The sequence below is a fragment of the Zhihengliuella flava genome (assembly GCF_015751895.1).
Taxonomy (GTDB): Bacteria; Actinomycetota; Actinomycetes; order Actinomycetales; family Micrococcaceae; genus Zhihengliuella; species Zhihengliuella flava.
Genome location: NZ_JADOTZ010000001.1, coordinates 1,572,668 through 1,596,914, shown reverse-complemented (window position 1 = coordinate 1,596,914; position 24,247 = coordinate 1,572,668). Strand labels below are relative to the sequence as shown.

Annotated in this window: 21 protein-coding genes; 13 read left to right on the top strand and 8 right to left on the bottom strand. The window is 66.6% G+C overall.

Annotated elements, in window-relative coordinates; translation table 11 throughout:
- Positions 1-32 precede the first annotated feature (32 nt).
- The 3 genes from IW252_RS07365 to IW252_RS07355 all read left to right on the top strand — a co-directional run bounded on the left by IW252_RS07365 (position 33) and on the right by IW252_RS07355 (position 5,207).
- Positions 33-1,151: a ParA family protein gene (locus IW252_RS07365; protein WP_408065763.1), complete on the top strand. Its 1,119-nt coding sequence runs from the start codon at positions 33-35 to the stop codon at positions 1,149-1,151.
- Between the two features lie 2,343 nt (positions 1,152-3,494).
- On the top strand, positions 3,495-4,883 hold the full coding sequence (locus tag IW252_RS07360; RefSeq protein ID WP_196835966.1) for a ParB/RepB/Spo0J family partition protein: 1,389 nt from the start codon (positions 3,495-3,497) through the stop codon (positions 4,881-4,883).
- A gap of 99 nt (positions 4,884-4,982) precedes the next feature.
- Complete coding sequence (locus IW252_RS07355; RefSeq protein ID WP_196835965.1) at positions 4,983-5,207, top strand: hypothetical protein; 225 nt, start codon at positions 4,983-4,985, stop codon at positions 5,205-5,207.
- Between the two features lie 56 nt (positions 5,208-5,263).
- On the opposite strand, the gene trxA is transcribed toward IW252_RS07355, so the two are convergent.
- The 5 genes from trxA to IW252_RS07330 form a co-directional block, all read right to left on the bottom strand.
- Positions 5,264-5,587 (bottom strand): thioredoxin, encoded by a 324-nt coding sequence (trxA, locus tag IW252_RS07350; RefSeq protein ID WP_196835964.1) that lies wholly within the window; start codon positions 5,585-5,587, stop codon positions 5,264-5,266.
- 35 nt (positions 5,588-5,622) lie between these two features.
- Entirely contained in the window at positions 5,623-6,612 is a 990-nt protein-coding gene (trxB, locus tag IW252_RS07345; protein ID WP_196835963.1) for a thioredoxin-disulfide reductase, read from the bottom strand.
- A gap of 106 nt (positions 6,613-6,718) precedes the next feature.
- Positions 6,719-8,314: a hypothetical protein gene (locus IW252_RS07340; protein WP_196835962.1), complete on the bottom strand. Its 1,596-nt coding sequence runs from the start codon at positions 8,312-8,314 to the stop codon at positions 6,719-6,721.
- A 100-nt stretch (positions 8,315-8,414) separates the two neighbouring features.
- On the bottom strand, positions 8,415-10,100 hold the full coding sequence (murJ, locus tag IW252_RS07335) for a murein biosynthesis integral membrane protein MurJ (protein WP_196835961.1): 1,686 nt from the start codon (positions 10,098-10,100) through the stop codon (positions 8,415-8,417).
- Entirely contained in the window at positions 10,090-10,626 is a 537-nt protein-coding gene (locus IW252_RS07330; RefSeq protein ID WP_196835960.1) for an NUDIX domain-containing protein, read from the bottom strand. Before IW252_RS07330 ends, murJ begins: the two co-directional genes overlap by 11 nt.
- Positions 10,627-10,770: 144 nt before the next feature.
- Between IW252_RS07330 and IW252_RS07325 the strand changes: the two genes are divergently transcribed.
- Positions 10,771-12,258 (top strand): CCA tRNA nucleotidyltransferase, encoded by a 1,488-nt coding sequence (locus IW252_RS07325; protein WP_196835959.1) that lies wholly within the window; start codon positions 10,771-10,773, stop codon positions 12,256-12,258.
- The gene (locus IW252_RS07320; protein WP_331271478.1) at positions 12,255-12,860 is read left to right on the top strand and encodes a histidine phosphatase family protein; all 606 of its coding nucleotides are present in this window, start codon (positions 12,255-12,257) and stop codon (positions 12,858-12,860) included. The genes IW252_RS07325 and IW252_RS07320 overlap by 4 nt, the downstream gene beginning before the upstream one ends.
- Before the next feature lie 22 nt (positions 12,861-12,882).
- On the opposite strand, the gene IW252_RS07315 is transcribed toward IW252_RS07320, so the two are convergent.
- The gene (locus IW252_RS07315; protein ID WP_196835958.1) at positions 12,883-14,166 is read right to left on the bottom strand and encodes a DUF418 domain-containing protein; all 1,284 of its coding nucleotides are present in this window, start codon (positions 14,164-14,166) and stop codon (positions 12,883-12,885) included.
- A gap of 332 nt (positions 14,167-14,498) precedes the next feature.
- On the opposite strand from IW252_RS07315, the gene IW252_RS07310 reads away from it, so the two are divergent.
- Together IW252_RS07310 and IW252_RS13655 are read left to right on the top strand one after the other, a co-directional pair.
- Positions 14,499-14,669, top strand: a complete 171-nt coding sequence (locus IW252_RS07310; RefSeq protein WP_196835957.1) for a hypothetical protein — start codon at positions 14,499-14,501, stop codon at positions 14,667-14,669.
- Positions 14,669-14,803: a hypothetical protein gene (locus IW252_RS13655; RefSeq protein WP_269211940.1), complete on the top strand. Its 135-nt coding sequence runs from the start codon at positions 14,669-14,671 to the stop codon at positions 14,801-14,803. The genes IW252_RS07310 and IW252_RS13655 overlap by 1 nt, the downstream gene beginning before the upstream one ends.
- A 13-nt stretch (positions 14,804-14,816) precedes the next feature.
- Here IW252_RS13655 and IW252_RS07305 read toward each other — a convergent pair whose 3' ends face one another.
- Positions 14,817-15,296: a DUF2306 domain-containing protein gene (locus IW252_RS07305; RefSeq protein ID WP_196835956.1), complete on the bottom strand. Its 480-nt coding sequence runs from the start codon at positions 15,294-15,296 to the stop codon at positions 14,817-14,819.
- 155 nt (positions 15,297-15,451) lie between these two features.
- Here IW252_RS07305 and IW252_RS07300 point away from each other — a divergent pair, with 155 nt between their 5' ends.
- Positions 15,452-17,110: a formate--tetrahydrofolate ligase gene (locus IW252_RS07300; protein ID WP_196835955.1), complete on the top strand. Its 1,659-nt coding sequence runs from the start codon at positions 15,452-15,454 to the stop codon at positions 17,108-17,110.
- A 123-nt stretch (positions 17,111-17,233) separates the two neighbouring features.
- Here IW252_RS07300 and IW252_RS07295 read toward each other — a convergent pair whose 3' ends face one another.
- Positions 17,234-18,331, bottom strand: coding sequence for an inositol-3-phosphate synthase (locus IW252_RS07295; protein WP_196835954.1), 1,098 nt, complete (start codon positions 18,329-18,331; stop codon positions 17,234-17,236).
- Positions 18,332-18,469: 138 nt separating this feature from the next.
- Here IW252_RS07295 and IW252_RS07290 point away from each other — a divergent pair, with 138 nt between their 5' ends.
- The 5 genes from IW252_RS07290 (at position 18,470) to IW252_RS07270 (ending at position 24,232) form a co-directional block, all read left to right on the top strand.
- Positions 18,470-19,438 (top strand): ROK family protein, encoded by a 969-nt coding sequence (locus IW252_RS07290; protein ID WP_196835953.1) that lies wholly within the window; start codon positions 18,470-18,472, stop codon positions 19,436-19,438.
- Between the two features lie 9 nt (positions 19,439-19,447).
- Positions 19,448-20,950, top strand: coding sequence for a glycosyltransferase family 87 protein (locus IW252_RS07285; RefSeq protein ID WP_196835952.1), 1,503 nt, complete (start codon positions 19,448-19,450; stop codon positions 20,948-20,950).
- A complete protein-coding gene (locus IW252_RS07280; protein WP_196835951.1) occupies positions 20,839-22,356 on the top strand; it encodes a phytoene desaturase family protein in 1,518 nt (505 codons plus the stop codon). The genes IW252_RS07285 and IW252_RS07280 overlap by 112 nt, the downstream gene beginning before the upstream one ends.
- 104 nt (positions 22,357-22,460) lie before the next feature.
- On the top strand, positions 22,461-23,369 hold the full coding sequence (locus IW252_RS07275) for an ABC transporter ATP-binding protein (RefSeq protein WP_196835950.1): 909 nt from the start codon (positions 22,461-22,463) through the stop codon (positions 23,367-23,369).
- Positions 23,366-24,232 carry an ABC transporter permease gene (locus IW252_RS07270; protein WP_196835949.1) on the top strand — a complete coding sequence of 289 codons (867 nt, stop codon included), beginning with the start codon at positions 23,366-23,368 and terminating at the stop codon, positions 24,230-24,232. Before IW252_RS07275 ends, IW252_RS07270 begins: the two co-directional genes overlap by 4 nt.
- The last annotated feature ends 15 nt before the right edge of the window (positions 24,233-24,247 follow it).

The following is a 24,247-nucleotide window of genomic DNA, read 5'->3' as shown; positions in this document are numbered from 1 at the left end:
TCCACTGACTGCATCGAGGGGAGTCACCCGGAGTGAAAGAACATGGCGGACGGATTCCGTCGTTCACGTCCCTCAGGGGAGCCGGGTTAGACGAGACCGTCGGTTCAGGGAGAGATCACCCTAAGAATCACCCTGATTCAGTTGTTTCCGATGGAATCGGGAATGTTTCACATGAAACATCGGCAGCACATACCGGGTTGCGTGAGGCTGGATCGGTAGATCAACAACTAAAGGCACGGGTTCCGAACATGATGGACAGCATGGACGAAAGCACCCCGCTGGCGAGCCAGCTGGTCAATGAGAACAAGCGGCGCGAGCGTCTCAAAGGTCGCGAGCTTCCCAAGCCTGACCGGACGCGATTCTTCACCATCAGCAATCAGAAGGGCGGCGTCGGCAAAACGACGACGACGGTCAACGTCGCTGCAGCGTTGGCTCAGGCCGGCCTCAACGTTTTGGTGGTGGACATCGACCCCCAGGGCAACGCCTCTACGGCCCTGGGCATTGAACACCACTCCGAAGTGGACAGCATCTATGACGTGCTGATCAACGACCTGCCCCTCCAGGACGTCGTCGCGCCCTGTCCTGATCTAGACCACTTGGTGGTTGCTCCGGCCACGATCGACCTCGCAGGGGCCGAAATCGAGCTCGTGTCCTTGGTCGCCCGTGAACAGCGACTGCGCAGGGCCTTGGAGCAGTATGGCAAGTACCGTGAACAGAACGGCCTCGAGCGCCTGGACTATGTTTTCATTGACTGCCCGCCCAGCCTCGGCTTGCTCACCGTCAATGCGTTTGTGGCTGCACGTGAGGTGTTGATCCCCATCCAGTGCGAATACTACGCGCTAGAGGGGCTGAGTCAGCTGCTCAAGAACATTGAGATGATTCAGAAACACCTCAACGATGAACTGGTGGTCTCCACCATTTTGTTGACCATGTATGACGGTCGGACCAATCTCGCCGCCCAGGTGGCCCAAGAAGTCCGCAATCACTTCCCGAATGAAGTCCTTGAAGCGGTTATTCCGCGCAGCGTGCGGATTTCCGAGGCGCCCAGCTACCAACAGTCCGTGATCACTTATGATCGCAGTTCCTCGGGTGCGTTGTCCTATATGGAAGCGGCGACGGAAATTGCGGACCGTGGGGTCAGCCAGAGCTAGCGCTGGCCTGCTGCTCACCGTTTTGGCATCGGCTCGTCGCGATGTGGCTGCACCTCACGAGGTTTCACGTGAAACGTGCACGCGTTGGGCGGGGGAGGCACTATGAGTCGAGAAGCGTTCCCTCAGGCATCATGATGTGACGTGCATATACGCTGTCCCCAGTTCAACAGGCCTCTGCGGCGATCTGGTATAGCCCAGCGGACTAGCACGCCGTCTGGTGGCTAGGGGAGTGCAGTCCATCCGTGCCGTCGCGACTGGGTAGGGCGATGTTTCACGTGGAACGAGCTCTCGATCTACCTGCCTGGCGCGACGCGGGTTGAAGCTAGCTGCATGTCAACGGTTGAGTACGCCATTGGCGGAGGTCGCGTGGACGCTGAGTCCAGCTCAGCGGCGCCCTTTCTGGCCTGAGTCAAGGCCATAAAACGTTTGCGAAGACAACGCTCAGGCGCAACTGCATCTGAGGCCCGTGGAGGCTGCGGGAGAATCCAGGATCTACGGTGGCCAGGCAGTGACCTCTGTTTGGCCAGCAACGTCGCGAGCTACGTCGAAGCGAGCGTCTGAAGCGATGATGCAGCGTCTATGCTGTGCCCTTCGACCTTCCGCAGCGGTGTGCGTTTCACGTGAAACATGATGCGTGCGGAGGAAGAAACACGGTTCGTGGCGATACTTCTGTCAGGGGACACGGGAACATTAGTGATTTGGGTAAGTCCGGTATATGGGTAGTGTGGCAGGGCAAAGCCGGACCTGAAGCCCGCCTGCACAACGTGATGGAGACCTTGAAGACGCGCGGCGGGCTTCGATCACTCTTCATTGGAAAGGTGCTCGCGAGCTGTCCTAGCCCCGCATGCATGGTGGTCTGCATGCTCGTTCAACGACAGCGGACAGATCTGACAACCTGATCCTCCCACCACGAGTGCGGCTCCAGCGCAGGGGGAGTGCATTGTGGTGCCGAGATCTACCGTATCGGCTCATGATGACCTGATCCTCTCGAGCTCATGATCGGGTGCTACGCACCGGTGATCGTGTTTCACGTGAAACGCGGACCAGCACGTGGCCGTTGCCCGTATCGGGAGCCATTGAGCTAGGTGAGTAAGGGCCGGCTGACGTCACGCATGCGGTTCTCCGGCATCATGATTGGTAGCGATTGACGGGGCCGAACACTGGGGTGGAACGGCTTGACTGCTTGGGCCTACCCGTGTCTTCCCGCGACGGGAACGGGAGAGGGGATAATGATGGCCCGCCGATCTCGCGAAGAAGAGCGTCTGCATCGTAAAGCGCAGCATTCAACTATGTCCGGCTGTTTAGTTTGGTGACTTCGCTCCTAGATCGCGGATGAGGGGGTATCTAGGCGAGCGGCCCCGGTTGCTCGTGCCGGACGTGCCTTCCCTTAAGTGTGAATGCCTCGGAGAGCGTGTTGCACTGGTGGCGATGCATCCCAGCATAAAGATCGGATGTGCTCCTATCTAAGGCGAGTGCATCGCGATGTTGCTTTCGGACTATTTAGGAGAAGACTTGATCAGCAGGTTGGTCTGAGCCCGACCAAAACATCAAGAGCTGCTCGCTTCCTGGGTCGTTGCTCAGCCGGCGGCATGACCGGGCGAGGGGGGAGTTTGCGAGGCAGTTTTGAGAGTCCAAGTTTGAGAGCATCTCAATGCGGCACGGAGGCAAGGGACCCAGGGCTTGTCTACTGCCACCCGCTGACACGTCGGTCGCACCTCAATGCCGGACGAGAGCGGCAACTGAGTTTCACGTGAAACACGATCCTGACGCTTGCCAGCCATTCGTGGCCTGTCACAGCATTCATCAGCGATGCGTTGGCAGATATGGAAGTCTCCGCACGGCTCCACGACGCGGTCATGATGCGTGATCTAACAGGTGATCCCTGAAGCCATGGTGACGAATCCTACGCTGTTGACACGAGGGGAGCGGAAGCACTGACAGGGAGACGTGTTCGCCCACGCACCACGGCAGAACGAGGCGTGGAAGCACGTTGGTTTCACGTGAAACGTGACTCGACGCCGGTATCCGCAAGGACTCTCCGTTTCACGTTGGCCTGACGAAGACCGCGCGTGCTGCGGCCTCAGTGAGGCACGCAGTCGTGTGCCGCCTTGAGGCGGACGAGCCGGTGCTGGGGCGAGCATCCGGTGAGGTGATGGGGCTGAGAAGTGGTCTAGGGAGGTGCTGCTCGTACGTGCGGGCCGTGCTCTCGGACGACGTGTTTCACGTGAAACGCTGTACGCGCCACCGCCGAGTATGCAGGCTGCACCTGAATTCGCCGAGTAAGATAGCAGCCATCAAGTGCGGCAGGCTGTGAGGTCTGCGATGCTATTCGAGAGGAAAAACATGGCTGAAAAGCGTCGAGGACTGGGCCGCGGGCTAGGAGCCTTGATCTCGAGTTCGCCTGCTGGTGAGACGGATACCGCCATAGAAGAGGCGCCCGATCAAGACGCCCCCAAAGCCACTCAGAAGGCTTCAGGCGCTTCTACGCGGCAGCGTAGCAGCACGGCAGCGCGAAAGGCTTCTGGAGGCGCAGACAAGGCTCCTGAGGGCGCTCAGGGCGAATCCGCAACCAAGGGTGCGGGAAGCCGCAACGCCCCGGGTTCGAAGTCGAAGTCCAGCTCGTCCCGCTCCAGTGGTGGCTCAGCGACTGGTGCCTCGACGAGCAAGTCGCGTCCCGTTGATATGTTCTTCACTCCCGGGCGAGCCGCCGATGATGATCACGAGCAGCCGGCACGCGCTGCGTCGAGCCAGGCACGGTCCAAGACCTCACGGACAACCAAACGTCCGCAGATGCCGGACGTGATCGGACAGGCGCGCAGCCGCAGTGCGTCGACGCCATCGGAGCCCCTTGAAGCTGCAGGACAGGTAGACCCCAGCCCGTCGTCGGAGTCCGTGCAGGGCGATTTGGTACCAGTACCGGGCGCTAGCTTCGCCGAAATTGCCGTCACGGACATCCATCCCAACAGAAAACAGCCTCGTCAGGTCTTCGATGAGGACGAGATGGCTGAGCTGGTCCACTCGGTGCGTGAGATCGGCCTGCTGCAGCCGATCGTCGTCCGTCCCTCGACGGAACAAGAAGATGCGACCTATGAGCTGGTCATGGGTGAGCGTCGGTGGAGAGCAACGCAAGCAGCTGGACTCGAGACGATCCCGGCGATCGTTCGGCAAACCACGGATGAGGACTTGCTTCGTGACGCTCTGCTCGAGAACCTGCACCGGTCCCAACTGAATCCACTGGAGGAAGCTGCGGCCTATCAACAATTGCTTGATGAGTTCGGGTGCACTCAAGATGAGCTCTCCGCCAAGATTGGGCGGTCCCGCCCGCAAATCTCCAACACGATACGTCTCATGAAGCTTCCGCCCTTGGTGCAACGGCGGGTAGCAGCGGGCGTGCTCAGTCAGGGGCATGCTCGTGCCCTGCTCGCCCTGTCCGATCCTGCCGAGATAGAGCGTTTGGCTCAGCGGATTGTCGCGGAGGGCCTGTCCGTTCGCGCCACGGAGGAAGCCGTGGCTATGAACGAAGGGGTCGAGAAGAAGCGTCGCGAGGCGAAGCCGAAGAGCACAGCACGTCACGAGCGACTGGACTACCTAGCCAACTCGTTGTCCGACCGTCTGGATACCAACGTCAAGATCTCTCTGGGCGCCAAGAAGGGCAAGGTCGCCATCGAGTTCGCTAGCGTCGACGACCTCAACCGAATCATGGGCCTGATTGCCCCTGACGCCACGTCATAGCTGACAGACTGGAGCGAGGCAGAGTTCAGGGCGGTGGGTGTTTCACGTGAAACACCCACCGCCCTGATTCATCGGTAGCACTGACTGAGTGTTGCCTTCGTGGCGTTTCCAGAAGATCCTCAGGCCGAACTCTTTGCCGATGTGAACCATAGTTATGAACAGGTTCGCCTGTGGGAAAGTTCTTTGTCTGTGGAAACTGAGCAAAGAGCCTTTGAGAATATGCCTGTTTGGATAACTTTCAGGGTTGCAATCCTGGCTATCCAAGCAGATATGCCAGGCAGCCTCACAAAAAAGCGCCGGGCCCATTCCCTTCACCTGATGTAAGGGGTGGACCCGGCGCTGGATGGCGGCCGAGGCTCTCCCGCCGAGTCGGGCGGTGCCTAGAGGTACTCGGCGAACTCCTGCTCGATGACCTGCTTGGGCTTGGCGCCAATGGAGCTGGCCACGTGCTCGCCATCCTTGAAAACGAAGACGGCTGGAATCGAGGTGATGCCGTACTTCGCGGCGATGCCCTGGTTCTCGTCGACGTTCACCTTGACGACGTCAACCTTCTCGGCGTGCTCCTCGGCGATCTGATCCAGGATCGGAGAGAGCATGCGGCACGGGCCGCACCACTCTGCCCAGAAATCCACGATGACGGGCTTGCTGTTTTCCAGTACGTCAGCCTGGAACGAGGCGTCCGTGACGTCCTTTGCATTGCTCATGAGTGAATCCTTTCGATGACGGTTAACAGCGAATCTTAGACGATGGCCGACTCGGCGGGCTGAGCCGCCTCCGCAGCCGGCGTGAGGGAACCGAGGTAGTGCTCGACGTCGATGGCGGCAACACAACCGGAGCCTGCAGCAGTGATGGCCTGACGGTAGGTGGGGTCAATGACGTCGCCCGCGGCGAACACGCCAGCGATGCTGGTCTTCGACGTGCGCCCCTGCACGGCCACGTTTCCGTCCGCCGTCAGCTCCAACTGGTCCTTGACGAGGTCCACGCGCGGGTCGGACCCGATCGCCACGAACAAGCCGGTCACAGGCAGTGAGGTCACCGAATCGTCGAGCAGGTTCCGGACCTTGATTCCTGTCAGCTTGTCTTCACCCTCGAATCCATCGACCGCACTGTTCCAGACGAATTCGATCTTCGGCTCTGCCAACGCGCGGTCCGCCATGGTTTGCGAGGCGCGGAGGGAGTCGCGCCGGTGAATGACGGTGACCTTCGAAGCAAACTTGGTGAGGAAGAGCGCCTCCTCCATCGCCGAATCACCGCCGCCGACGACGGCGATTTCCTGATCCCGGAAGAAGAAACCGTCACAGGTTGCGCACCACGACACCCCGTGGCCGGAGAGTTCTTTCTCGCCCGGTAGGCCCAGCTCGCGGTAGGCCGATCCCGTGGAAAGGATGACGGCCCGGGCGCGGTAGACGGCGCCACTGGCCAACGTGACCGTCTTGAGGTCCCCGTTCAACTCGACGGACTCGACGTCTTCGTACTGGATCTCAGCGCCAAAGCGGTCCGCCTGCGCGCGCATGTGCTCCATGAGCTCCGGCCCCTGGACTCCCTCGGGGAAGCCGGGGAAGTTCTCCACCTCGGTGGTGTTCATGAGATCGCCGCCGGCCGTCACCGATCCTGCGATGACCAATGGGTTCAGGTTGGCCCGAGCCGTGTAAATCGCCGCCGTGTATCCGGCCGGACCGGAACCGACGATGATGACGTCGCGGATCGAATCTGCTGCTTCAGTGGCCACGCGCGGTGAACCTCTCTATCGATGGTGGCGCCAGGGCGCTCGAGTGGACTTGAGTATTGTCTCTGGATCAACGGCCGTGCCGCTAGACCTATTCCCGCGGTGCTCGCTAGGACACCTTGATCTCGGCGATCTGCAGGCCATAGGGGCGCGAATCGTTGTAGGGGTTGGCCAGGCGGGGCAGCTCGGTCACGTTGACGAAAACATGGGTGCCCGACGTCTTCGATTCTTCCGTCACCGGAACGCTGACCGTGGGTCCAGTGAAGGATCCTTGGGTGACCACCTGCGCGGAACCGAAATCATTCGAATCGCCAATAGCGACCTCGTAGGATCCACCGGACCCATTCAACCCGGTCAACTCGATCTGGTTGATTTGGGAGGCCTCTTCCAGTTCTACCGCCAGAATCATGTTGGAGGCGAACCCACCGAAGGCCGGCTGAGCATACGAGTACGTGGCGTAGATCGTGGCCTCGTTACCGTCCACGGCGTCGCCGAGCGTATTGTCCGTGTCCGCATTCAATTCCTGATTGCCCGGGACGATGCGCTGAATGCCGGCAACGGCCGGTGCCGGAAGCTGGTCACTGGATTCCGATGGGGCGGCAGAGCCCTCACTACTTGCGGAAGATGACGCCGATTCTTCTGCTGACGTGGTGGAATCGCCACCAGCCTGCGGGGCATCATCACCGCCGACGCTGCCGAGCATATTAAACGCGAACACCACGGCCACGATGAGCACAATGCCCAGGACAGCTCCCACGATGAGGCGGGTGAACTTATTGCCGCCCTCCTCCTCGTCGGCATCCTCATAAGCAAAAGCGCTCGTCGCCGTCGCCGCTTCTTCATCTTGATAATCGCGGGCAGCGGCGGGGAAGGTGGATGGTGGGCGGGAGTCTCCGGCGCCGGAACTGGCGGCACCACCGGCACCTGCGGCACTTGCGGCGGCAGCACCGGCGGCGGCTCCAGCCGCCCCAGCGCCAGCGGCGGACCGGCCATGACGCGCTTGCGGAGCATCCTCAGGCGCATCGTAGTCCTCGACGCGCGGGGCGGGCGCTTGGGCTTCGGGCCTAGGCGCCTGCGGTGCGGCGGCGGTCGGTGTGGGGGAGACGGCGTCGTTCTCCTCGGTGTGGGGGGAATCGGCGACCGGCTGCTGTCCTGTGGCCTCGGAGTCGCCTTCCGCGTGGTGGGCGGCAGCTGCACCCGCGCCCGCAGCGCCGCCACGCGAGAACCGCGAACGGAGGCTGTTGAAGCGTCCAGCGAGAGGATTGCGGTGCTCGTGTTCCTCGAGCTCGGCGTAGTACTCGTCGTCGTCCTCGTAGCGCTGCGGTTCCTTGGAACGCGACTCGCCAAAGATTTCCGAGCCCAACGTGTCCGTGTAGAACGGCTCAACATAGGGGCCCTCAGACTGCACGAGGAGATCCAGCAGGTCCACCGGGGCCGCCGTGTTCGTGATGAGGTACGTGGAGTCCCCGGACGTGCCCAGATCGAGGACCTGCACGTTGCTGGCCCGCTCCCCGCGCGCGATCTCCCGGGCGCTCGAGGTGAGCTGCGCGGAGTTCTCTGCGGTGGCGACCAAGATGCTGACCGTCCGGTTCAGGACCTGATCCATGCCGGCAAGGACCAGATCGCCCTCATCCGAGGTGAGCACGCTACCGGTCACCTTGTACCGGCCGCCGAGCACGGCACCGACGTCGATGGGTTGCGACACGTTTAACTCCCCAGTTGATTCTCGGGTACAGGACACCCCGGGCGGGGCTGTTGGAGTACATGCTACCGGCCATGTGCTAGCCGGGCCGCGCCATCCGGCCTTATCGGCGGGTGATCCGGGAGAGATCGGGGATGCGGCGGGCGAGGGGGCCGAGGAACTCGGTCAGCTCCTCCATCCGCGCCGAACGCACCAGCAGGAGGTACACGGAGACCATGACGAGGCCGCACACCGCGAGGGTGAGGAAGGCTTCACCGATCCCGGCAAACGCAAACTCGCCGAAGCACCACAGGACGACGGCGCCCACGGCGCCTGCCAGCACCGCGAACCAGCCCAGCCGGATGTAGGTGTCCACCACGACGCCGACCCCGTAGGGGCCGTGCCGGCGCACCACGAGGACGTGGGCGATCACGGCACTGAGGACGTTGGTCACGCCGTAGAGCAGCGCGATGCCGAGGACGATATGCGTCGGCGGGATGAACGCGCTCATGGTGAAGGCGGCCACGACGCCGAGCACGGCGATGGACGTCTGGATGAGCATGGGTGTGCGGGTGTCCTCTTGCGCGAAGAACACGCGGATGAGGAAGAAGTGGGCGGACTTGAACGGCAAGCCGAGCGCCGTGAGGAGCAGGAGCTGACCGATCGCGGCACCGGCCGCGGCGCCGTCGGCCGACGTGCCGCCGAACAGGCGGCCGAGCGGGCCGGCGAGGACGACGATGGCGACGGACGCGAAGACGATGGGTACCGCCGTCGTCCGCAATCCCTTGGAGAGCAGCGCAGGCACGTCCTGGACGCGGTGGTCGTGGAAGGCCCGGGTGAGCTCGTTGAAGAGGACCGTGGCGAGGGACAGTGCGAAGATCGAGTGCGGCAGCACCGTAATCAGCTGCGAGGTATTGAGCGCGTATTCGCCCGCCACGATCACCCCGGGCGGCGCCTGCTCACGCGCCGCGGTGGCTTCCGAGGCGATGCGTGAGTACAGCAGCGAGGCGAGGTTGCCGACCATCATGGAGGCCAGCGTCCACGAGGCGATCCGGCCGATGTGCGTCAGGCCCATGCCGCGGAAATGGAAGTTCGGGCGGATTTTCAGGCCCGTGGTGTGCAGCGGCGCGAACAACATGAGCGCCTGCACGGCGATGCCCAGCGTCGAGCCGCCCGCGAGCAGGATGGTTTGCTGAGTGGTCCACGTGGCGAGCTGGTCCGTGCCCGCACGGAAGGCGCCGAAGAGGCCGATGTAGGTGCCAATCACGGCGATCTGCACCACGTTGTTCAGCGCGGGCGCCCACATGAACCACCCGAACTTCCCGTGTGCGTTGAGCACCTGGCCCACCACCGAGTACACGCCATAGAAGAACACCTGGGGCAGGCACCAATAGGCGAACGACGTCGCCAGTGTCAGCATGGCGTCAGACCACCCGACGGTCAGCATCCTGATGATCGGTCCCGCCAGCAGCGTGAGCAGAACCGTGGCCGCGAACATCGTGACCACCGTGAGGGTGATGAGTTTAGAGGTGTATGCGGAACCGCGATCCGCGTTCTTGGAGGCCTTGATGAGCTGGGGGACCAACACCACGTTGAACACGCCGCCGGCGATCAGCATGAAGATGATCGTCGGGATGACGTTGGCCTTCTCGAAAATATCCGCGATGGGCGTGACGGAGCCGATCGCGACGGCGAGCAGGGCGGTGCGGACAAACCCGAGCGCGCGGGAGACCGTGGTGCCGCTCGCCATGAGCGCGTACGCGCGGGAGTTGGACTGCTTCGCCGGCTCGGCGGTGGCCTCAGTCGACATGCTGCGGCAGGACCTCGCGGGCCAGCTCGGCGATGCGCCGCTCGTTCGGGAAGGAGAGGCGCCGGCCTAGATCCTTCAGCGGGACCCACGCGACGTCCACGGCCTCATGGTCCGGATCGTTCTCAATGGTCAGGCGACCACCGGTGGCGCGCAACAGGAAGTGGTGCACCGTTTTATGCACCCGGTACGTGGAGACGGTGAACCAGTAGTCGATGCTGCCCAGCGGGGCCAGGACCTCCCCGGCGATGCCCGTTTCCTCTTCGACCTCACGCACCGCGGCCTCGCGATTGGACTCCGTGCCCTCTGGGTGCCCCTTGGGCAGACACCACTCGAGCCGCCCGCCCCGGTTGTAGCGGGCGATGATCGCAACAGGCAGGCCCGGCTGGGTGACGTCCACGACGACGCCGCCGGAGGAGACCTCCTCCACCGTGGGGAGGGTGTGCTGGCCCTGCTGCTGCGCCTGCGCATGGGCCATTGACGCAGTCAATGGGGTGCGCTTGGGAGCACTCGGAACGGGATGGGCCATGGAGACCACTCTAGCGATCTTTTTGTCGAGTCAATGCGCTACCGCCCACGTCGGCCGCCATGAACGGCGACACGGCGGTGCCAGAGCCACTGCCCCCGCACCCCGTCATCGCGGGAACGGAAAATCTGCCACCATTAAGGGACTATGCACCAGCTTCCCGCACCCGAGGCCCTGCGCCAGCGCCTGCCCTCCGTCGTTTTTGATCTGGCGGAGCGCTTCACCGCCTCGGGTTTTGAGTTGTCCTTGGTGGGCGGGCCCGTCCGTGACCTCTTTCTGGGCCGGATCTCCCCGGACCTGGATTTCACGACCAGCGCCACGCCGGAGCAGACCCTCGAGGTGGTGACCGGTTACGCCGACGCCATCTGGGAGGTGGGCCGCGATTTTGGCACGATCGCCATCCGCGTCGGCGCGGACACGATCGAGATCACCACCTACCGGGCCGAGTCCTACGACCCGGCCTCCCGCAAGCCCGTCGTCGCGTTCGGGGAAACGCTCGAGGATGATCTCTACCGCCGCGACTTTTCGATGAACGCCATGGCCCTGCGCCTGCCTCAGCTGGAGCTCGTGGACCCGTTCGGCGGTCACGCGGACCTGAGCGCCGGGGTGATCCGCACGCCGGGCGCGCCGTCGTCGTCGTTTTCCGATGATCCGCTGCGCATGATGCGCGCGGCTCGGTTCGCCTCCCAGCTGGGCATGGGGGTGCACGACGACGTGCGCGCCGCCATGACGGATATGGCGGAGCGGATCACCATCATCTCCGCGGAGCGCGTGCGGGATGAGACGGTGAAGTTGATCTGCGGGGCGGACCCGCGTGCGGGCGTGGATCTCTTGGTGGAGACGGGTCTGGCGGACCAGGTGCTGCCGGAGGTCTCCGCGCTGCGGCTGGAAACGGATGAACACCACCGCCACAAGGACGTCTACCAGCACAGCCTCCAGGTGCTCCAGCAGGCCACGGAGCTGGAGACGGGACCCGACGGCCCGGTGCCCGGCCCGGACTTTGTGCTCCGCTTCGCGGCGCTGATGCACGACGTCGGCAAGCCAGCCACGCGGCGGTTCGAGCCCTCCGGTGCGGTGTCCTTCCGGCACCACGACGTGGTGGGCTCCAAGCTGGTGAAGAAGCGCATGCGGGCGCTCCGGTTCGATAACGACACCACCAAGGCGGTTGCGCGCCTCGTGGAGCTGCACATGCGGTTCTACGGGTACGGGGACGCCGGATGGAGCGATTCGGCCGTGCGGCGGTACGTGAACGACGCCGGCGACCTGCTGGAGCGCCTGCACCGGTTGACGCGTTCCGACGTTACGACGCGGAACCGGCGCAAGGCCGAGCGGCTGGCGCACGCCTACGACGACTTGGAGCGGCGCATCGCCGAGCTCGCCGAGCAGGAAGAGCTCGCCGCCGTCCGCCCGGACTTGGATGGGCGCGCAATCATGGACCTGCTGGGTATCCGCCCGGGCCCCGTGGTGGGGCGGGCCTATCAACACCTCCTCGAGTTGCGGCTCGACCACGGCCCCATGGAGCACGACGCCGCCGTCGCCGCCCTGCGCGCGTGGTGGGAGCAGCAGCCGGAGAGCCGCAGCTCGGAGACCGCGGCCGCCGCGGACGGCTCGACGACGACGGAGGAAGCCCAGTGAGCCACGACAAGAGCGGGCCCCAAAGCGGCCGCCCCACCTTGTGGCTGGTGCGCCACGGCGAGACCGAATGGTCCCGCTCCGGCCAGTACACCGGCCTGACGGACATCCCGCTGCTGCCCGAGGGGGAGGAGCAGGCCCGCGCGGCCGGAGACACGTTGGCCGCGGCCGGCGTCGAATTTTCCCTCGTCATGTCCAGCCCGTTGCAGCGCGCGTGGCGGACGGCGGAGCTGGCGGGCTTCGCCCAGGCCGAACGCGTCCCGCACGCCCACGAGTGGGACTACGGCGAGTACGAGGGCGTGCCGAGCCAGGACATCCGCGCCCAGAACCCGGACTACCGGATCTGGGATGACGGGGTCCCGGGCGGCGAGGAACTGGCGCAGGTGGCCGCCCGGGCGGACCGGATCATTGAGCGCGTCCGCACCGAGCTGGCCGACCACGAACACGCGATCCTCTTCTCCCACGGCCATTTCAGCCGCGTGATGGTGGCCCGCTGGTTGGGGCTCCCGCCGCAGACGGGCCGGCACTTTCTGCTCGGCACGGCCAAGGCCGCACGGCTGGGCTGGGACAAGACGACGCCGGCCGTGCTGGGATGGGGCCTCTAGCCGTCCCTCGCCGTCCGCCCGCTTAGGTCCAGCGGGGAGCGCGCCAGTACGTCAGCGCCCGGTGCAGGCCCTCGAGGGGTCCGCGGGCAAAGCGTCGCATCCACAGGGCGCTCAGGCCCAACTGCGCGGCCCAAACGGCCAGGCACAAGACGACGGCGGTGCCCGGGTGCACGCTGCCGCTGAGCCCGGCGCCGTAGCTGGTAAAGACCAAGGCCATGACGGCCGATTGCGCCACATAGTTGGTCAGGGCCATCCGGCCGGCTGGTGCCATCGCCGCGCGCAGTCTCGCGCCGGGGCCGGTCCGGAAGGCCAGCAGGAGCCCGGCCACGTAGGCCGCGGTGAGGAACGGCCCCGTGAGCGTGGCCAGCGCAAAGGCCAAGAGTTCGCCGGAGGTGGTCCCGGCATAGACCTGCAACCAGCCGGAGGCCACGCCGCCTGGCAACCCGACGGCCAACCCGATCAGGAGCATGCGGCGCAACCGGGGCGCCGTCGTCGTCTCGATCCAGCGGGCCTTGGCCGCGGCGAGGCCCAAGAAGAACATCGCGAGCGCCACTGGCCCCTGAACCAACAGCAGGTTGGGCAGGGTGAGCGGATACGCGCCGGCGAGGTAGCTGGCGTAGTCGGTGCGCAACAGCTCTGGTGCCGGGCCGAAGCCGGCGCCGCTGAGCTCCTCGGCCGAGAGGCCACCGAACTGTTCGACCGCGCCGAGCAGGGCGGCGAGCCCTAGGAGGCCCACGCCCATGATGGCCGTGATGGTGATCGCCGCGGTGCGCGCGGCGGAGATGGAGGCGTGCCGCGCGGCCAACAGGATGAGCCCGGCCAGGGCATAGGTGAGCAGGATGTCCCCGGTGAACAGGAGCAGCCCGTGGGCCAGGCCCAGGACGAAGAGCCCCAGGAAGCGGCGCAGGGCGACGGGGACGACGGCGACGCCGCGCCGGGCGCTGGCGTCCCACAGGAGCGTGAAGCTGTAGCCGAAGAGGAACGAGAAGAGGATGTAGAACTTGCCGGCAAACAGGGCCCCGACGACGGCGTTGACTAGATCACTCGCGGCGTCGTCGTACACCGGCGCCGCCCCGGTGAGGGCGGCCGGTTCGACGAAGAGCTGCACGTTGACCAGAAAAATGCCGAGGAGGGCGAAGGCGCGCAGGGCGTCGAGGTCCTGCAGGCGCGTCCGGGGTGCTGCCGGCTGCTGATCGTGGTGGAGTCCAAGGGGCTGAGGAGGCGGCGTGGAGGGCGTGGGCATGGCGCCAGAGTATGTGGCGGCGGGCCCCTCGGAGTCGTCCTCAAGGATGATCTTGACACTCAAGAGAAAAAGTCTTGGTGGATGGGTGGCACGATGCGCCGTGAGCGTGTAATGTCAAGCATGTGATTGGGGAAAGCCAACTGGCCTTCCTGAATCAGGACATTGCAGGCTGAGCCAGCGTGGGAGACCGCGGGGGCCAACGAAGATTGGAGGTGGGATACGTGAACAACGCAATTTTTACGCGGACCGGCACTTTGACGGGCACGGGCAATCCGTTCCGTATTCGCCGTGCGTTTGCACCCACCCGCCTCCGGAGCAGCCTCAGCTAGCGAAGAACCGCACCGCTGCTCGGCCGGGGGCTCAGTATCCCAGGCACACCATCAGGAAGAGCAGCGATGTCCGCGAAGTACTCGCCCCAGTCCACCCGACTCCTCGTCGCCCAAACCGCTGGCGACGGCGCGGAGTTCTACTTCACCGGTCCCGACGCGATTGCGCCCCGGACCACCAAGCGCCCCCGCATTGACGCTGTCGATGCGCTGTTGGAGCGAGAGGAGGTGAAGCTCTAATGAGCCGCAAACACCCCAAAAAGGGTTCTCAGCAGATCACCCAGTCCCAGTACAACCGTGAGGCCATCCGGCTCCAGGCCATGCAACGCCGTGATGCCAACGTTCCACGGGAAATGTACTTCCGCGTCCGCTAATCCGGGCGCACCCTTAGTCGTCCGCCTGCACGGCGGAGCGTTCCACCACCTGCCGCACGGCAAGGAACGCCCCCGCCGCCAGGGTCACGACGCCCCCGACGATCGCCACCACGAGGCCTGGCGCGCTGGCGAGCGTGACCTGAATGGTGCGCGTGGGGACGGCCGCCGCGAAGACAAACGCGATGGCCGTCCCCACGTACGCGCCGATCATGCACCCCGCGTGAGTGCTCCACTGCTTCTTGCGGGCCATCACCCAGCCCGTGCTGACAGAGGCCAACGTGAAGAGGCTGAGCCCATGCAGCCAGCTGAATCCGCCGGGCATGATGCCGAAACTGCTCACGCACGTCACCACCATGGCGCCGAGCCACGCACGGCCCAGGTAGCGGTGCACCCGGTCCTTGGGCCGGCGAATGAACTGCACCGGGCCCAGTACCAAGACGAATAATGCCGCCACGGCGTGTACCACGACGATGCCGCCACTGACGGTCTCCACGCACGCTCCCCTCTGGCTTTGGTGAGAAAAATCTACGCCCACCCGTTAACGGATGGAAGAACGTGGCGTGAAGTCTCCGCGTGTCCCCGCTCGGGCCCATCCGGTTCGCTGGGAGGCTCTGCCGCTCGGCGCGGAGGATTGGTAGCGTCAGCGCTGTGAACACTGAAGCTCTCGATGACGCGAGCATCGCCGCCGCGACCGCGCTACAGCCCATCGTTCAGATTGCCGCCGACGCAGGCCTTGCGGCTGACGCTCTGGAACCGTACGGACGCTATCAGGCCAAGATCGACGTGGATCGGGTCAGCCGCGAGGCCCCACCCGGCGCCGTCGTCCTCGTCACCGCCATGTCCCCGACGCCGGCCGGCGAGGGAAAATCCACGGTGACCGTGGGGCTCGGCGACGCGCTGGCCGCCGCCGGGCACCGGACTATGATCGCGCTGCGCGAGCCGTCCCTCGGCCCGGTCTTCGGCATGAAGGGCGGCGCCACCGGTGGCGGGCACGCTCAAGTGGTGCCGATGATCAGCATCAACCTGCATTTCACGGGCGACTTCCACGCCATCACCAGCGCGCACAATCTGCTGGCGGCCATGGTGGACAACCACCTGCACCACGGCAACGCGCTCGACGTGGACCCGGAGAGCATCTCCCTGCGGCGCGTGCTGGACGTCAATGACCGCGCGCTGCGGCGAATCCGGTTGGAGAGTGGGGACGGCCGGTCCACGGGGTTCGACATCACTGCGGCCAGCGAGGTCATGGCGATTCTGTGCCTCGCCGTCGATCGGGCCGACCTGGCGGCGCGCTTGGCGCGGATGACGATCGGCTTTGCCCGTGACGGGCGGGCCATCACTGCCGGCGACCTCGGGGCGGACGGAGCCATGGCCGTACTGCTGCAGGAAGCCTTCAAACCTAACCTCGTCCAGACCCTGGCCGGCACGCCGGCGCTGGTGCATGGGGGACCGTTCGGCAACATCGCCCACGGCTGCAACTCGCTCGTCGCCACCACCACAGCCCGGCGTCTCGCCGACGTCGTGGTCACGGAAGCGGGCTTCGGTGCGGACCTCGGCGCCGAGAAGTTCTTGGACATCAAGGCCCGCGCCGGCGACTGCGCCCCCGCTGCAGTGGTGGTCGTCGCGACAGTGCGGGCGCTGAAAATGCACGGCGGGATCGCGGTGGACGCCGTCGGTGCTGACGATCCGGGTGCGGTGCGCACCGGGCTGACGAACCTCGCCCGGCACCTTGAGAACGTGCGCCGCTACGGCTACCAGCCGGTGGTGGCCTTGAACCGGTTCGGTACGGACACGGAGGAGGAACTCGCTGTCGTCGAGGACTATTGCGCCTCTCAGGGCGTGAGGTGCGCCGTGACCACCGTCCACGCCGAGGGTGCCGCCGGTGGTGCCGCCTTAGCCCGGCACGTGACAGAACTACTGGACGCGGCGCCGTCGTACACGCCCGTCTACCCGGAGGGAGCCGACGTCGAAGAGCAGCTGGACGCGCTGGTGCGGCGGGTCTACGGCGGTGCGGGCGTGGAGTTCTCGGCCGAGGCCCGACGCCAGCTTGAGCGCCTGCGCGAGCACGGATGGGAGAAGCTGCCGGTGTGCGTGGCGAAGACGCAGTACTCGTTCAGTGATGACCCCACGCTGCTCGGCGCGCCAAGCGGCTTCACCGTGCGGGTGCGTGAGCTGGTGCCCAAAACCGGTGCCGGTTTCATCGTGGCGCTCACCGGCACCGTCATGACGATGCCCGGGCTGCCCGCCCGGCCGGCGGCCGAGCACATGGGCGTGCACGACGACGGCACGGTGACCGGGTTGTTCTAAGCGGGCGGTCAGGGCCAGTCGCCCGCGGAGACCACGGAGGCCGGAGCCCCCTGTGGGGACTCCGGCCTCCGGCGCGGTGGGGGAGCGGCTGAGCGCTCCGTGTCGTTGAGCGCCCGGTGTTGTTTAGCGCTCGACGTCGCCGCGGATGAAGGCCTCGACGGCCGCGTGCGCGGTGTCGTCGTCGTACTGCTCGGGCGGGGACTTCATGAAGTAGCTCGAGGCGGAGAGGATCGGGCCGCCGATGCCGCGGTCCTTCGCGATCTTCGCCGCGCGCACCGCGTCGATGATGACGCCGGCCGAGTTGGGCGAATCCCACACCTCCAGCTTGTACTCCAGCGAGACCGGGGCGTCGCCGAAGTTGCGGCCCTCGAGGCGCACGAACGCCCACTTGCGGTCATCCAGCCAGGACACGAAGTCGGACGGGCCGATGTGGACATTGCGGTCGTCCAGCTTGTCGGCCAGCTCGCCCTTCAGGTTGGACGTGACGGCCTGGGTCTTGGAGACCTTCTTGGACTCGAGGCGCTCGCGCTCCAGCATGTTCTTGAAGTCCATGTTGCCGCCGACGTTCAGCTGGTAGGTGCGGTCCAGGGTGACGCCGCGGTCCTCGAACAGCTTGGCCATCACGCGGTGGGTGATGGTGGCGCCGATCTGGCTCTTGATGTCGTCGCCGACGATCGGGACGCCGGCCGCGGTGAACTTGTCCGCCCACTCCTTGGTGCCGGCGATGAACACGGGCAGCGCATTCACGAACGCCACACCGGCGTCGATCGCGGCCTGCGCGTAGAACAGCGCCGCCTCTTCCGAACCAACCGGAAGGTAGCAGACCAGGACGTCGACCTCGGCGTCCTTCAGGGCCTGCACGACGTCGACCGGCTCCGCAGCGGACTCCGTGATGGTCTCGCTGTAGTACTTGCCCAATCCGTCCAGGGTGGGGCCGCGCTGGACGGTCACGCCCGTGGCGGGGACTTCAGCGATCTTGATGGTGTTGTTCTCCGAGGCGAGGATCGCGTCGGAGAGATCCTGACCCACCTTCTTTTCGTCGACGTCGAAGGCCGCCACAAACTGGACGTCGTTCACGTGGTAATCACCGAACTGGACGTGCATCAGGCCGGGCACGGAGGCGTCTGCCGCGGCGTCTTTGTAGTACTCGACGCCTTGAACCAGCGACGTGGCGCAGTTCCCGACACCGACGATTGCGACCCGAATGGGGTTACCTGACAACGTGACTCCTAGAACATCAGACTCCCGCTTCGACTTCACATCGAAGCGGCCGCCCACCCGGCGGGCGCGCGGCAAAACTCCTTAGAGTCTAAGTGACATGGTCGGCTGCGTATTCCCGCCCGGGCTAGAGTGATTCCCATGAGCGGTACGTCACCAGAGTTTGCCATCGGCATCGACATCGGCGGCACGAAGATCGCCGCAGGGCTTGTGGACGCTCAGGGGCGCATCGTGGCCGCCGCAAAGCATCAGACGCCGCGGCACGATCCGGCCGCCGTGGAGGCCGCCGTCGCCGCCGTCGTGGCTGAGGTGGGCCACGACGCCGCCGACGCGCCCGTTGGTGTGGGAGCGGCCGGCTGGATGAACGCCGAAGGCACGGAAGTCCTGTTCAGCCCGCACCTGGCCTGGCGCAACGAGCCGCTGCAGGAGCGCCTCGAACGCACGCTCGATCGGCCCGTGATCTTGACCAACGACGCCGACGCGGCCGCGATTGCCGAGCACCGGTTCGGCGCCGCGCGCGGCGAGAGCCACTTGGTGTTGCTGACCCTGGGGACCGGCATCGGCGGGGCAATCGTCATTAACGGTGAGCTGCGGCGCGGCCGGTTCGGCGTGGCCGGGGAGTTTGGCCACCAAACCATCGTCCCCGAGGGGCACCGTTGCGCGTGCGGTAACCGGGGCTGCTGGGAGCAGTATGCCTCCGGCAATGCCCTGGGCCGGGAAGGCCGCACCCTGGTGGCGGCGAAGTCTCCGGTGGCCTATGCGCTGCGCGAGGCCGTCGGCGATGACCCGGAGCAGGTCACCGGGGCACTCGTCACTCGCCTCGCCGCCGCGGGGGACCCGGCCTGCCGGGACCTCATCGTGGAGATGGGTGGCTGGCTGGGGCTCGGCCTGGCCAACTTGGCGGCCGTCTTGGACCCCGGGACGTTCGTCATCGGCGGCGGCCTTGGCGCGGCGTCGGACGAGCTGATCGCCACCGCTGATGCCCGCTACCGGGCGAGCCTCAGCGGTCGGGGCTACCGGCCGTATGCGTCCGTGGTGCGGGCGCAGCTCGGGGCCGATGCCGGATTGATCGGCGCTGCCGACCTCGCTCGCCGCAGCGTGCGCGGCTAGGGTGAAGGCATGACGGAGCGCCGCGAATCCCAGGGTCAGGGCAGGGTGACGGTTCCGACCCGCAATGACCCGCTGCTGCGGCGCTTCACCGAGGTGATCGGCGGCCCACTGGGACGCCGCACCGAGCCCGGCGTCACCCCGACGGGTTTCTTCACGATCGAGCGCGTGCTGATCCTCATGACCCTTGTCGGCGCGCTCGCGGCCGTCGCCGCGAAGAACGCGTGCCGGGTGGGTGGCTGGAGCGGAAGCAACGCCTACATGTGGGCCTGTTATTCGGACCTGCCGCCGCTCTTCCATGCCCGCGGATTCGCCGAGAATCCCTTCGCCCCGTTCGCCGCGGACGCGAACTTCGAGTACCCCGTGCTCATGTCCTTCGTCGCTTCCGTGACCTCGTTGCCCATCGTCCCGGGGGAGTACGACCGGGCGCTGGCCTACTTCGACCTGAACGTGCTGTTCATCGCGGCCCTGTGGATCGCCGTGGTGATCATGACGGCACGTTCGGCCGGGCGCCGCCCGTGGGACGCGGCCATGGTGGCGCTGGCGCCGGGCATGATCCTGGCCTCCACCATCAACTGGGACCTGTGGGCCGTCGCCGCGCTCTCCGGCGCCGTGTTGGCTTTTTCCCGTCACCGGCTGATCCTCGCTGGCGTGATGGTGGGGCTCGGGACCGCCACCAAGCTCTTCCCCGTCCTGTTCCTCGGTGCGGTGCTGGTGCTGGCCGTGCGCTCGGGCAAGCTACGCGTTTTCTGGATCACCGCGGCCGCGGCGGCCGGCACGTGGTTGGCCGTGAACCTTCCGGCCATGCTCATCAGTTTTGAGGGCTGGAAGGTGTTCTGGACCTTCACCCGCGAGCGGGAGGCTGGTTGGTCCTCGGTGTGGCACGCCTGGAACACCATTGCCTCCGCCACCGGTGCGCCGGCTATGAGCGCCGAGACCATTAATTCGGCCGGGTTCTTGGCGTTCCTGGGCTGTTGCGTGGTGATCGCGCTGCTGGGCGTCGTGGCCCCGCAGCGCCCCCGGATGGTCCAACTGGTGTTCCTGATCGTCGCCTCGTTCGTCCTGTGCAACAAGGTGTACTCGCCGCAGTTCGTGGTGTGGCTCATCCCGCTGGCGGCGCTGGCGTGGCCGCGATGGCGGGATTTTCTGGTGTGGCAGTTCATCGAGGCCCTGCACTTCTTTGCCATCTGGGCGTACCTGTATCAGCTCACGGCAGGGCTGGAGGCGCAGCACGCGGTGGGCCCCGCCGCGTACGTCTTGGCGGTGTTCGGGCACATGGCCGCGCTGCTGTACCTCATGGGCCGCGTGGTCCATAGCCTGTGGGTGCCGTCCGCGGACCCCGTCCGCCGGGTCGGTCAGGACGATCCCACCGGTGGGCCGTTCGCCGGCGCCGAGGACGCGGCGTGGATCGCCGCGGCGCGCGCACGGGTGCTGCCGCGCCGGTGGCAGGGGTCCAGCGCTCGCCGGCCAGCTGGTGCGGGTCAGGTGACGACGCCGGCGGCGGACGCGTCGTGACGGCCGACGCCGCCGTCGTCGGTTCCGGTCCCAATGGGCTGGCCGCCGCCCTGACGCTCGCCCGCGCCGGGTGGCGCGTGCGCGTCTACGAGGCGGCCGCACACCTCGGCGGGGCCAGCGCGACCCAGCGCGTCGACGGCGCCCTGCACGATCTGGGCTCCGCGGTGCACCCCACGGCGGCCGTGTCCCCCTTTTTCGGCCAAGTGGGCCTCACCGACGCGGTGGACTTCGTCACCCCGGAGATTTCCTACGCGCACCCGTTGGGTGCCGGACCGTCCGGCGGTGCCGCGTCCGTCCTGATTTTTCGGGACTACGAGCGCACGCTCGAGTCGCTCGGCCGCCAGTCCGCGGCCGCTCGAGCCTATGCGCGCGTCGTGGGTCCGCTGGCCGCTGAGGGTCCCGCTCTCGGGCGGCTCTTCCTCGGCGACCCGCTGGCCACCCGTGGCGCCTGTCTGTGGCAGGAGCGAACGACGGCGCTGCGGCTGGCGCGGTCCCTGGCCGCTGCGTACCAGCCACATATGCCGTTAGAGGTATCCGCCGCGTTGGAGGGCGTGCGGGCTCATATTCCCGGTGGCTCATACTCGCCCGCAGCGACCGTGGCGGGGCTGTTCCTCAGCGCGCTGGCCCACCACGGGTGGCCCGTGCCGGTGGGCGGATCCGGGGCCATCATCGCCGCGCTCGCGGCACAGATCGAGGACCTCTGTGGTGACGGCTGGTACGAGCTGGGGCGGGAGGTGACCGATCCCCACGAGCTTTCCGAGCCCGTGGTGCTGTGGGCGGCGGCTCCCGAGGCGCTCGCCGGTGCGCCGGCACCGGCCCGCGGTCCCGGCAGCGCCGTCGTGCACCTGACGACCGACGCGCCGATCCCCTGGGCCGACCCCCGCCTGGCCCGCGCCGGAACCGTCCACCTCGGCGGGCCCGCCGCCGCGCTGCGCCGTAGCGAACGAGCCGCCGCCCGCCGCTTCGACCCGGCGAACCCCTACGTCCTGCTCAGCCAGCCCAGCCAGTTCGACGCCACGCGGGCGCCGGCCGGGACCCACGTGCTCTGGGCGTACGTGCACGTGCCCGCGGGAGCCGGCCTGACGGACCTCGGTGGAGAGGACGCCGTGATCGGCGCCGTCACCCGCCAGATCGAGCGGCAGGCGCCGGGCTTCGCGGACACCGTGACCCGCGCTTGGGTGCGCTCACCCCGGGAACTTGTCAGGGGTAATCCGGCCCTGATCGGCGGGGACATCTCCGGAGGGCTGACGGGCGTGGGCGGCATGGCGTACCGGCTACGGCGCACCGCCTCCGGTTCATCGGCCGGCGGCGCGTACCTCGCGTCGTCGTCCGCGTGGCCCGGCCCCGCCGTCCACGGCATGGCCGGCCACCTGGCCGCCGTGCGCGCCCTAGCGGACGCCGCGTAGCGCCCACCGGGCGCCTAACCTCATCCCTAGGGCTGAGAGGCGCGCGACCAGAGATCATCCGGGAGAGCGGCGACGCCGGCAGCGCCCCGCCCTAGGCTGGAGGCATGATCGAGGTCAGCGCACTCACCAAGGACTATGGTTCCAAGCGCGCCGTCGACAACGTCAGCTTCACCGTGCACCCGGGCCGGGTTACCGGTTTCCTGGGGCCCAACGGGGCCGGCAAATCGACGACGATGCGCATGATTATGGGCCTCGACCGGCCTACCAGTGGCACCGCCACCGTCGCGGGACGACCTTTGCGTCAGCATCCTGCCCCGCTGGCTGTGGCCGCGGCCCTGCTGGAGGCCAAGGGGGTGCACAAGTCCCGCAGCGCCCGCAATCACCTCCGGGCCATCGCCGCCACCCATTCGGTCGCCGCGACGCGCGTCGACGAGGTCATCGAACTCACCGGCCTGGCCCAAGTGGCCCGCAAGCGGGTCGGCGGGTTCTCCCTCGGCATGGGCCAGCGCCTCGGCATCGCCGCCGCGCTGCTCGGTGACCCGCAGACACTCATCTTGGACGAACCCGTCAACGGGCTGGATCCCGAAGGCGTGCTGTGGGTGCGCAATTTGGCCCGGCACCTCGCTGCCGAGGGCCGGACGGTTTTCCTCTCCTCCCACCTGATGAGCGAGATGGCGCAGACCGCCCACCACCTGATCGTCATCGGCCGCGGCCGCATCCTGGCGGATACGGGCATCGACGAGTTCCTCGCCGGCGGTGGGCAGCGCACCCTCGTGCGCACGGACGACGTCGAATCCCTCATGCGCGTCATCGCCGCCGAGGGCGTCACGACGACGGCCACCGCGCCGAACACGGTGGAGGTCACCGGGCTCGACCCGCGAGCGATCGCCGCCGCCGCGCTGGAGAACCGGATTCTGCTCTACGAGCTGACCCCGCAGAACACGTCCCTCGAGGACGCCTACATGGAGCTGACCCAGTCCGAGGTTGAATACGTTTCCGGAGGGATGAAATGATCGCCACCGCCGAAGCACCCCGCCGGGATCGCGCCGCGGCCCGCGGCGTGGCCCACCCCACCTCGCTGCTGCGCGTCATCCGCTCCGAGGTCATCAAGCTGTTCACCGTTCCCGCACCGCTCGTGCTGCTGCTGTGCGTGATTCTCCTGTCCGTGGGCCTCGCGGCCCTGACCGCCTGGGCGTCCGGCGCCTTCATGGCGGACATGGTGGACCAAGCCGGTGCCCCGGAGATCTCCGCCACGACGCACATCTACTCGGGCGTCGCGTTCGCGCAGCTGATCACCGGCGCCCTCGGCGTGGTGGTGGGCAGCACCGAGTTCAGCACCGGCATGTCCCGCACCACCTTCACCGCCGTCCCACGCCGACTCAGCGTGTTCTTCGCCAAAGTGGTGGTGCTCGGCGTGGTTTCCGCGCTCACGGCGCTGATCGCGTTCGCCGCGTCCGCCGCCGTCGTCGCCCCGATCGCCGGACACTACTCGATGGAGCTGGACCTGTTGGGCGCCGCTGCGCAACAGGACTTGTGGGCTTCGGTAGCCTATTTAGTAGCAACGGCCCTGATCGGGCTAGCGTTAGGGATGCTGCTGCGCAATGCTGCCGGGGGCATCGTGATCTTGGCGGCGCTGCTGTTCGTGCTGCCGATCGCCTTCATGATGATCGGTAACGACTTCTTCAGCACGCTGGCCGCCTACTTGCCGGATGCCGCCTACTCGGCGATCTCCAGCTCGGCCCTCAGTGCAGAAGACGCCGCGGCCATGGGCGTGGCCGAGCCCCTGCCCGTGTGGCAGGCCTGGCTCACGCTGGGCGCCTGGGTGGTGGCACCGCTCGTCGCCGCTGGCGCAGTCCTGCGCTGGCGCGACCTCTAAGACCGCGTCCGCCGG